This window comes from Aequitasia blattaphilus (assembly GCF_024721305.1).
In the GTDB taxonomy this organism is placed as follows: Bacteria; Bacillota; Clostridia; order Lachnospirales; family Lachnospiraceae; genus Aequitasia; species Aequitasia blattaphila.
Window position 1 is genome coordinate 1 of sequence record NZ_JAMXOD010000049.1, and the last position, 3,392, is coordinate 3,392.

Sequence of the window (3,392 nt, forward strand, 5' to 3'; positions counted from 1 at the left end):
AAGGAGAAGTTATGAAACATTTTGAAATAGGTATTACTACAGGTGGAACACGCGAATTTACGTTTAGATGTGATGGTATACACAATGCTTATGACGCAATTAATGATGCGGTAAATTATTTTGGTTTGGGTGAGGATATGGACGAAATCATGAGAATCTTAGTGAAAATGGATGAAAACAAATTAGTAACTCACAGACACGCTGGGTTAAACGTTTACGTACGGGACGGTGAGAGATGAACCAAGTAACAGAATTTCGAGGAACAACAAAAGACGAGTTTATATTAGTGTTTACTCCCAAAGATGTATCCGGAGTAAAAGAGTTTTTACACATAAAAAAGTCCCCAGCCGGCAAGCAAGAGGGACTAACAATTACACCCTTAGTATAAGGGAGAAATGAGGAAAAAGTCAAATGATTAATACTGAAAAAGGTAAATGCATAATAGCAGGAGATATCCTTACTCTTTCAGCAGAGTTAGAGATGGTTGTAATCTCATTAAGAGAGACGGTTACGAAAATGGTGGGTGAGAAGGCGGCTGATCAGCTCCTTGAGACGATTATGGAAAATGCGAAAAAACATCAAGGTATGATGTCTGATGGACAGAGCACTGTTTTCGAGAAGAATGCCAGTGCACAGGATGCAATAAATAAGTTCTTTGAAGAGTTCATGAGCAGGGGAGGACAGGAGTAATGGAGAATATCAAGATTAATAAGCTTGAGATTGAAAATGTAAAACGTATTAAAGCGGTCAAGATCGAGCCGACTAAAAATGGTTTGACGGTGATTGGTGGAAAAAATCAGCAGGGAAAGACATCTGTGATTGATGCTATTGCCTGGGCATTAGGCGGTGACGCATTTGCACCATCAGATGCTACAAGAAATGGGTCTGTAATTCCTCCCAATCTACATATAGTAATGAGTAATGGTCTTGTAGTTGAGAGAAAAGGGAAGAACAGCACCCTTAAAGTCACGGATCCTAAAGGTGAAAAAGGTGGACAATTACTATTAAATGAATTCGTAGAAAAGTTAGCATTAGATCTCCCGAGGTTTATGGAAGCTTCCGGAAAAGAAAAGGCGCAGACCCTTTTACAGATCATTGGTCTGGGAGACCAGGTAGCGGAGTTTGAAACAGAAGAAAAAGAAATTTACCAAAAGAGACTTACAACGGGACAGATCGCAGATCAAAAAAAGAAGTTTGCAAAAGAGCAGCCTTATTATCCGGATGCACCGAAGGATCCCATTTCAGCGTCGGAGCTGATCAGACAGCAACAGGAGATCCTTGCAAAGAATGGTGAAAATCAGCAAAAGAGGAATCATGCAGCACAACTTAACGAGGCTGTAGAACGTCAGAAAGAAATTGTTGAGGAACTGACGCAGAAGCTTCAGGAGGCAAGCCAAAAGCTTAACCAATTTAAAGGAGATCTTGAAATCGCAAACATGGATATCCAGGATCTTCAAGATCAATCTACTGCCGAACTTGAAAAGAACATTGAGGATATTGAAGCAATCAATGTGAAAGTCCGGGCAAACCTTGATAAAGATAAAGCTGAAGAGGATGCACAGGATTATGAGGATAAATATCAAAAACTCACTGCGGAATTAAAGGCCGTCAGAGATAAAAAAACAACCCTTCTTAATCAGGCGGATTTGCCTCTTCCAGAGCTGTCTGTAAAGGAAGGAGAGTTAATATACAAAGGGCAGAAATGGGATAACATGTCCGGATCCGAGCGCCTTATGGTTTCTACGGCAATCGTCAGAAAGCTTAATCCGAAGTGTGGATTCGTTCTTATGGATAAGTTAGAGCAGATGGATGTAGATACTTTGAATGAATTTGGGAAGTGGTTAGAAGGAGAAGGTCTTCAGGTGATTGCGACAAGAGTCAGCACCGGGGAGGAATGTTCCATCATCATTGAAGACGGATATGTCCAAGGACAGGAGTCGGAAGACGCGCCTGAAGTGCCTGCTAAAACATCCTGGAAGGAAGGAGAGTTTTAATGAAGATCATTAGTGGAAAAATCGCGAAAGCACAAAAAGTGGTTATTTATGGGCCAGAAGGAATTGGGAAGTCAACATTGGCTTCCCAGTTTCCAAAACCATTATTCATTGATACAGAAGGAAGTACGAATAACATGGACCTGCAAAGGCTGGAAACACCCAGTAGCCTGGAAATGCTTCTACAGCAGATTGAGTGGGTAAAGCAAAATAAGCCGTGTCAGACTTTAGTCATCGATACTGCGGACTGGACAGAGCGTCTTGTAATTCAGTATGTATGTGACCGAGGAAATAAGGATAGCATAACCAAGTTTGGATATGGAGAAGGCTATATTCAGTTGGAAGAGAAATTCGGAAAACTTTTGAACCTTCTCAGTGACTTAATCGAGATTGGGATCAATGTGGTTGTAACAGCCCATGCAAAACTGACAAAGTTTGAGCAGCCGGATGAAATGGGAGCTTATGACCGGTATGAATTGAAGTTAGGAAATAAAACAACAGCAAAAACAGCTTCTCTTTTAAAAGAGTGGGCAGACATGGTGCTGTTCTGTAATTATAAGACCCTTGTGGTTGCAACAGATGATAAAGGTACAAAGTTTAAGGGGCAAGGTGGAAAACGTGTGATGTACACCACCCATCACCCTGCATGGGATGCAAAGAACCGGCACAATCTTCCGGAAGAACTGGATATGGACTACAAAGAAATTGCTTTTATCTTTGAAAATGTGCCAGTACAAGAGACTTCCGTAGAAGTACCGGTGGCGAATACTCCGGATACAAAGCCAAAAGAAGAAACAAAACCGGTAAAAGAACCGGAAGAAGAGAAACCCAAACAAGAAAGCCTGGACTTTAATACAATTCCAAAGGATGCTGATGAAACAATAGTGTATCCTCCGGAAGAAGAGAAAAGTGCAACGCCGGTAGCATTTCAGTTACCGAAGTCTATTCCGAAAAATCTACGTGATTTAATGGAAGGTGGCCTGGTGTCCGAAGAGGAGATTCAAAAGGTCGTTGCACAGCGGGGATACTTTCCGATAGATACTCCAATTCAAAATTACCCCGAAGACTTTGTAAATGGAGTTCTGGTAGGGGCATGGAAGCAAGTTTACAAGATGATTCAGGATCTAAGAGCCACATATAATACACCGTTTAATTAAGGAGGAAAATAAGAATGAGCCAAGTAAATGAAAGAGAATTAGGATGGGAAGATGAGATTACAAAGGATGACGATTATGTCCTATTACCAGAAGGAGAGTATGACTTTTTGGTAGAAAGTTTTGAAAGAGCAAGACATGCAGGAAGTGACAATCTGCCGGCATGCAACAAAGCAATTGTAAAGATTCGAGTAGATTCTCCGAATGGAACTGCATATATTAATCACAATCTTTTCCTACATACAAA

5 protein-coding genes and 1 pseudogene are annotated in these 3,392 nt (G+C 41.0%); all 6 read left to right on the forward strand.

What is annotated here, in order from left to right:
- On the forward strand, nucleotides 1-239 hold a 239-nt coding region (locus tag NHH15_RS15300), incomplete at its 5' end, for a hypothetical protein (RefSeq protein WP_262067517.1).
- Nucleotides 236-388 carry a hypothetical protein gene (locus NHH15_RS15305; protein WP_262067518.1) on the forward strand — a complete coding sequence of 51 codons (153 nt, stop codon included), beginning with the start codon at nucleotides 236-238 and terminating at the stop codon, nucleotides 386-388. The genes NHH15_RS15300 and NHH15_RS15305, both read left to right, overlap by 4 nt.
- A 23-nt stretch (nucleotides 389-411) precedes the next feature.
- Nucleotides 412-690: a hypothetical protein gene (locus NHH15_RS15310; RefSeq protein ID WP_262067519.1), complete on the forward strand. Its 279-nt coding sequence runs from the start codon at nucleotides 412-414 to the stop codon at nucleotides 688-690.
- A complete protein-coding gene (locus NHH15_RS15315) occupies nucleotides 690-1,994 on the forward strand; it encodes an AAA family ATPase (RefSeq protein ID WP_262067520.1) in 1,305 nt (434 codons plus the stop codon). The genes NHH15_RS15310 and NHH15_RS15315 overlap by 1 nt, the downstream gene beginning before the upstream one ends.
- Complete coding sequence (locus NHH15_RS15320) at nucleotides 1,994-3,148, forward strand: ATP-binding protein (RefSeq protein ID WP_262067521.1); 1,155 nt, start codon at nucleotides 1,994-1,996, stop codon at nucleotides 3,146-3,148. The genes NHH15_RS15315 and NHH15_RS15320 overlap by 1 nt, the downstream gene beginning before the upstream one ends.
- A gap of 14 nt (nucleotides 3,149-3,162) precedes the next feature.
- Nucleotides 3,163-3,392 (forward strand): annotated as a pseudogene (locus NHH15_RS15325) (hypothetical protein); the annotation flags it as partial.

Bases quoted from the DNA above. Each gene is read 5' to 3' on its own strand.
- NHH15_RS15305 (WP_262067518.1), top strand. From the start codon at position 236: ATGAACCAAGTAACAGAATTTCGAGGAACAACAAAAGACGAGTTTATA.
- NHH15_RS15310 (WP_262067519.1), top strand. From the start codon at position 412: ATGATTAATACTGAAAAAGGTAAATGCATAATAGCAGGAGATATCCTT.
- NHH15_RS15315 (WP_262067520.1), top strand. From the start codon at position 690: ATGGAGAATATCAAGATTAATAAGCTTGAGATTGAAAATGTAAAACGT.
- NHH15_RS15320 (WP_262067521.1), top strand. From the start codon at position 1,994: ATGAAGATCATTAGTGGAAAAATCGCGAAAGCACAAAAAGTGGTTATT.